The organism is Streptomyces sp. NPDC058157 (assembly GCF_042884105.1).
Taxonomy (GTDB): domain Bacteria; phylum Actinomycetota; class Actinomycetes; order Streptomycetales; family Streptomycetaceae; genus Streptomyces.
This window is the reverse complement of record NZ_JBHVUQ010000313.1, coordinates 1-5,824: the sequence shown is the minus strand read 5'-3', so window position 1 is coordinate 5,824 and position 5,824 is coordinate 1. Positions and strand designations below refer to the sequence as shown.

General features: G+C 78.0%; 5 protein-coding genes, 1 tRNA gene and 1 pseudogene. 3 read left to right on the top strand and 4 right to left on the bottom strand.

Features of this window, described 5'->3' with window-relative positions; all coding sequences use genetic code 11:
* A partial coding sequence (locus tag ACFVXK_RS36655) for a hypothetical protein (protein WP_389621115.1) occupies positions 1–500 on the top strand: 500 nt, incomplete at its 5' end.
* A gap of 11 nt (positions 501–511) precedes the next feature.
* Here ACFVXK_RS36655 and ACFVXK_RS36650 read toward each other — a convergent pair.
* Together ACFVXK_RS36650 and ACFVXK_RS36645 are read right to left on the bottom strand one after the other, a co-directional pair.
* Positions 512–1,732: a hypothetical protein gene (locus ACFVXK_RS36650; RefSeq protein WP_389621113.1), complete on the bottom strand. Its 1,221-nt coding sequence runs from the start codon at positions 1,730–1,732 to the stop codon at positions 512–514.
* Entirely contained in the window at positions 1,732–2,310 is a 579-nt protein-coding gene (locus tag ACFVXK_RS36645) for a DUF4365 domain-containing protein (RefSeq protein ID WP_389621110.1), read from the bottom strand. Before ACFVXK_RS36645 ends, ACFVXK_RS36650 begins: the two co-directional genes overlap by 1 nt.
* 230 nt (positions 2,311–2,540) lie before the next feature.
* Between ACFVXK_RS36645 and ACFVXK_RS36640 the strand changes: the two genes are divergently transcribed.
* Entirely contained in the window at positions 2,541–3,266 is a 726-nt protein-coding gene (locus tag ACFVXK_RS36640) for a 3'-5' exonuclease (RefSeq protein ID WP_389621107.1), read from the top strand.
* Between the two features lie 91 nt (positions 3,267–3,357).
* Here the strand turns inward: ACFVXK_RS36640 and ACFVXK_RS36635 are convergent.
* Positions 3,358–3,429: transfer RNA gene (locus tag ACFVXK_RS36635), tRNA-Val, on the bottom strand.
* Positions 3,430–3,467: 38 nt separating this feature from the next.
* Positions 3,468–3,941: an SRPBCC family protein gene (locus tag ACFVXK_RS36630; protein WP_389621105.1), complete on the bottom strand. Its 474-nt coding sequence runs from the start codon at positions 3,939–3,941 to the stop codon at positions 3,468–3,470.
* 196 nt (positions 3,942–4,137) lie between these two features.
* On the opposite strand from ACFVXK_RS36630, the pseudogene ACFVXK_RS36625 reads away from it, so the two are divergent.
* Positions 4,138–5,824, top strand: a pseudogene (locus tag ACFVXK_RS36625) (hypothetical protein); the annotation flags it as partial.

Below are 5,824 nucleotides of genomic sequence, written 5' to 3'. Positions count from 1 at the left end.
CCACCCTCGACGGGACCCCGGCGAACACCCCCGAGGCCGTCCGGCTGTCCCAGGCCGTCGGCGCGCAGGGCCGGGGGGCCTTCGCCGACGTCTACGGGACCCAGATCACGGACCACCCGGCCGGCCGGGTCGCGCTGTGCGTCACCGACGTCGGACGGGGCCGGCTGCTCCTGGAGGCCGCCCGCACGAGCGACCCGGCCGTGGATCCGGGCCGCGCGGACCTCTACCTGTGCCGCTACACCCGGCGCGCGCTGAACGAGGGCCTGGCCCGGCTCACCGCCGACCAGGGCCGCCCGGCGTTCCCGCTCTACACGTTCGCCCCGGCCCGGGACGCCTCCGGGATCGTGGTGACGAGCACCGCGGCGGGCGCCGCGTCGAAGGACCTCAAGGCCCGCCTGGAGCGGCTCACCGGAGGCATCCCCGTCACGGTCGAACGCGGCGACCCCGTCACCCCCGCGGTGGGCGGCCCGTCCGCGGACGCCGGCGAGCCCGCCCCGTAGGACCGCGGGGCTCAGTCGTCGGACGGCAGGACGTCCTCGGGGTCGAAGGCCGCGTCCAGGGACTTCATCAGCCGGTCGCGCTCCACCTCGTCCAGCGGAACGGGGGTCACGTCCGCGGCGTCCGTCAGCCGGCGGAACCCGCCGCGCCGCGAGAGGCGGCCGCTGACGCGGACCGGGAGGCCCGCCAGGTGGGCGTGGACGGCGATCCGGTACGCCTCCTCCCCCAGCGCGGCCCGTACGTACGGGACCTCCGCCCCGGCCAGGACCCGCAGCCGGACCGTCCCCCCGGCGCCCGCCTCCGCCCGCCGCATCCGCACCACGGCCCCCACCAGCCGCACGGCGACGGCCGGCTCGGAGCGGGTGTAGCGGGCCGAGGCCTCGCGGAGCACGGGCAGGTCGCCGGGCGAGAACTCCACCGGCTCGGGCCGCGCCGCGCACCCGGCCGGGACCCCTGCCGCCGGTGCCCAGGCCAGTGCGATCCGCGCCCCCTCCGAACCCTGGACGAGGGTGATCAGCGCGTCGGCGAGCTCCCGGCTGACCCCGGCCGCGACGGCCGCGTCGAAGGCCTCCATACCGCCGGTGGCCCGCTGGTAGTCCACCGCCTCGCGGGCCGCGTGCAGCGCGTGGTGCAGCCGGGTCACCAGTCCCCGCCCGCCGTCCACGGGGACGTACGCGGCGAGCCTGCGCCCGTCCGGGCCGGGTCCCACCAGCACCCCCTCCAGGGCCCGTTCGGCCTGGGCGCGGTGGCGGGCCCCGTGGTATCCGGCGCGGGCCCGCTCGGCCAGGGCCCCGGCCAGCAGCAGCCGGCGCGCCGCGGAGCGCAGCCGTTCCTGCGCGGTCCAGGCGGCCTCGCCCTGGAACCCGTACGGCGCCTCGGGGATCTCCCGCTCCCACCGGACCTCGTCACTGGGCACGCTCAGCCCGAACAGCACCTCCCGCGCCGACGGCAGCCCGCTGCGCGACAGCGCGGTCAGCGCCTCCTCCAGCAGGTCGGCGCAGTCGGGGAAGGTCCGGGTCTCGGGGACGAGCAGGCTGGTGCCGCCGTGCCCGGGCGGGGTCCAGCGCCCGTAGCGGCCCGCCGCGCCGCCGCGCCGCAGCCAGCCGTGCCGGTGCAGCAGCGCCCCGAGGACCCGGGGGTCGACCTCGCCGGGATCGGGGGTGCCGGGCGGGGGCGGCAGCGGGGGCCGGAGCGGTGCCAGGCGGGTCTCCGGGCGCGGTGCGTGACGGTCCATCAGGGTGTCCCTCCCGACCCGACCCGGGTCATGATCTCGCACAGCGCCCGGTCGTCGAAGATCCGCGCGGTCGGGATCCGTACGGTGGTCCGGCGCCGGCCGGTCACCGGGTGCCCGGCGAGGTTGGTCCAGTAGCAGCAGTGCCTGAGGTCGAGCCGGTCGTGCCCGGCGCTCAGCCACTGCTCCCGCTCCCGCGGCACGAGCATCACGACGAGGATCTTGTGCACGGCGACGGGGGTGCGGGCCAGCTTCACCAGGTGCTCGTTGTCGAGGGTGAAGCCGAAGGTGGGCCCGGCCGGACGCGGCGGGACCTGGTAGGTCGCCTTCAACTGCACCTTGATGGTGACCTCGTCGTCGACGACGTGCTCGGGCGCGCCGTGGCTGACGTGCCAGTCGATCCCGTTGTCCGGGAACGGCTGGGACAGCGAGCAGCCGGCGGCCGCCGCGACGGCGTGCAGGTAGGCCACCTGGAGGGTCTCCATGCAGGCGGTGGTGGCGAGCGTGCCGCGCAGCGGACCGGTCCTCGCTCCGGTGTCCGCGTCCAGCACCCCGCCCGGTTCGGGCTGCGCGAGCGCCATGGCCGGCTCCCCATGCCTTCCGGGCTCTGCCGTGGGTGTGGTGGTGGGTGGTGCGGGATGACGGGCGGTCACGTGTACGACCCCCCACGGGAGTTGTCTCCGCACCCGGCTCCGCGCAAACGGCGTACGGGGCAAACAGCCCGGGTATCACGGAATCGGCGGGGGCGGCGGGTCCCGGGGCGGTGGCGCCCGGCACGCCCCGTCTGCCGATCGGGGACGAGGAGTTCGCCATGACACGCTGGTACGAGGGGCCGCTGGCCGCCTTCGACACGGAGACCACCGGGGTGGACGTCGAGCAGGACCGGATCGTGTCCGCCGCGCTCGTCGTGCAGGAGTGCGCGGGCGGCCGGGTGCGCACCACGCGCTGGCTGGTCAATCCCGGCATCCCGGTGCCCCGGGGTGCCACGGAAGTGCACGGCCTGACCGACGAGCACCTCCAGCGGCACGGCCGCTGGCCGGCGCCGGTGGTGGAGGAGATAGCCCGCGCCCTGAGCGAGCAGCAGGTGGCGGGCCGGCCGGTGGTGGTGATGAACGCGCCGTTCGACCTGACGCTGCTGGACCGGGAGTTGCGCCGGCACCGGGCGTCGTCGCTCGCGCGGTACCTGGACGACCGCCCGCTGACGGTGCTGGACCCGCGGGTGCTGGACAAGCACCTCGACCGCTACCGCAAGGGCCGCCGGACACTGACGGACCTGTGCGCGCACTACGGGATAGAGCTGGAGGGGGCGCACGACGCCTCGGCGGACGCGATGGCCTCGCTGGAGCTGGTGCGGGCGGTGGGGCGGCGGTTCGCGGCGCGGCTGGAGCGGCTGACCCCGGCGGAGCTGCACCAGCTCCAGGCGGTGTGGCACGCGGCGCAGGCGCGCGGGCTCCAGGCGTGGTTCGCCCGGCAGGGCACTCCGGAGGCGGTGGATCCGCACTGGCCGCTGCGCCCGGAGGTCCAGGCGGCGGCCTGAGAAGAGAGCCGTGGGCCGAGGAAAGGGCCGCGGAAGAGGGCCGTGGAATGCGGAAGGCCGGTCCGTCATATGACGGACCGGCCTGTCCCGGTGGGCGATACTGGGATCGAACCAGTGACCCCTTCGGTGTGAACGAAGTGCTCTCCCGCTGAGCTAATCGCCCGGGAACGCACTGAACAATACAAGAGCCTCGGGGTCTGTTCAAACCGCTTCAGGCGGAGCGGTCAGCCGGGCGGCCAGACCGCGCCGTCCGGCCCGCATCATCAGCGCGTGGTTGAGCCGCAGGGCGGGCCGTCCGGCGAGCGCGAACCGCCGCAGCAGCGGGTCCCGCACCTCGACCTCCTGCTCGTAGACGGCCCGGGTGCGGCGGGCCGCGGGGCCGCCGCGCGGGCGTACGGTCCACCGCGCCCAGCCGTCGAGGTCCCCGCCGAGCGCCACTTCCAGGACGCCCCGGGCGGGGGCGCGGAGCAGGCCGCTGAGGGTGACGTGGATCTCGTACGGGAGGACGGAGCGGATCACGGCGATCCCGGAGTCCGTGCCGCTCTGCGCGACCCGGCGGACCTGCGGCCACCAGCCGGGGTAGCGCCGGGGGTCCTCCAGCAGGGAGTAGACGAGGGCGGGCGGGGCGTCGAGGTCCCACACGCTGCGGAAGCGGTAGTGCGTCCAGCGGGGCATGTCTCCAGTCTGGACCTCCGCGCGGCGGCGCCGGGGCGGTTTCCGCGAAGGCCCCCGGGACGGGGTACGGGCGGGGCGCGGGTCGGATGCGGGCCGGATGCGGAGGCGGCGCCGGGGGTACTGCCGGGGGTACTCAGGGGCGATCTGAGTAGCCCCGCCCATGTCCTGACGGCGTGACGGGCGCCACACTCCGGGCATGGACACGCCTCTGCCGCCCGCCCACGAGCTGGCGCTCATCGACGCCGAACTGGCCCGACTGGACGCCCGCCGGCTGCAGTTGCTGGCCCGCCGGGACTGGCTGCTGCGGCTGCTGTGGCAGTCGGGCGGGGTGCGGCCGGCACCGGGGGCGGGGGCCTTCGGGCCCGCGGGGGCTCCCGGGCCGGAGGCGTCGAAGCGGGGCGCCCAGAACGTGCTGCTGGTGCTGGGCGCGGTGCTGCTGGCCGTGGCCGCACTGGCGTTCACGCTGGTCAGCTGGGGCTCCCTGGGCATCGGGGGCCGCTCGGCGGTGCTGGCCGCGGTGACGGCGGCGGCGCTGGCGGCGCCGGTCGCGCTGCTGCGGCGGCGGCTGCGGTCGACGGCCGAGGCGGTGGCGGCGGTGGCGCTGGCGCTGACGGTGCTGGACGCGTACGCGCTGCACGCGGTGGGTCTGCCCGGCAGTGCCGGCCCGGCCTACGCGGCGTGGGCGGCCGCGGTGCTGGCGGGGCTCTGGGCGGGGTACGGGGCGGTACTGCGGGGGCTGCGGTCGGCGCCGCTCGCCGCGGTGGGGGCGGCGCAGCTGCCGTTGCCGCTGGCGGCGGCCGCCGCGGGGGCGGACCTGACGGGTGCGGGCTGGGCGCTGCTGGCGACGGCCGCGCTGGACGCGGTGCTCGCGGTGGCGGTGGCCCGGCGGGCCGTGCGGGTGCCGGCGTGGGTGGGCTCGGGGGTGCTGGGCGGGGCGGCGCTGGCGGCGGGGCTGGCGGGGTCCCTGGTGGAGCCCGGGGCGGCCGGTCCGGCCCTGCTGCTGGCGGCGGGGGCGCTGCTGGGCGTGGCGGTGGCCCGGCGCGAGCCGCGGGCGGCGGCGGCCGCGGTGGCGGGGGGTCTGGCGGCGGTTTCGGCGGTGGGGGCGCTGGTTCCGGCCGGGTGGGACGGCGTGTGGTGGGCGGTGGCGGTGCGGGTGGCGGCGGGGCTCGCGCTGGTGGCCGCGGTACGGGGGGACGCGCTCGCGGGGGCGGTGCGGCGCGGGCTGGCCCTGGCGGGGGCGGGGGTGGCCGCGCTGGGCGCGTCGGCGGGGCTGGCGGTGGTGGCGTGGCTGCTGTCCGCGCGGCTGGCGGGGCCGGCCGAGATCTGGTCCGGGACGGCGGAGCGCCCGCAGGGACCGGGGGCGGGCCTCGCCCTGACGCTGCTGCTCGCGGCGGCAGCCCTCGCCCTCCTCACCCGACTCGGCGCGGCGGCGGCGGTGCCGGGGGCTGCCGGTCCTGGGGGAACTCGCCGGGGGGTCGCGGGGCTGTCGGGGCGGGTCGGCCGGGGCGGGGTGGTGGTGTGTGCGTGGGCCGGGGTGTTCGCGGTGGCCGCGGGGCTGCCGGGGGTGGTGGGGCTCGGGGTGGAGCTGGTGGTGGCCCTCGCGGTCGGGGCGGTGGCCCTGCGGGCCGGGGAGCTGGCCGTCGGGCGGGCGGCCGGCGGGTGTGTGGGGGCGGGGGCCTTCGGGGTGTCCCTGGCGGCTCTGGACGGCCGTGCCGCCACCCTCGCGGTGTTCGGGCTGCTGGGTGCCGGGGCCGCGCTGGGAGCGGCGTACGGGGGCGCCCGCGCGGCGGCGCGGGGGGTCTGCGCGGTGGCGTCCGTGGGGTACGCGGCGGCGCTGGTGGTGGCGCTGGGCGCGCTGGGCGGGGTCCCGGTGTCCTGGCAGG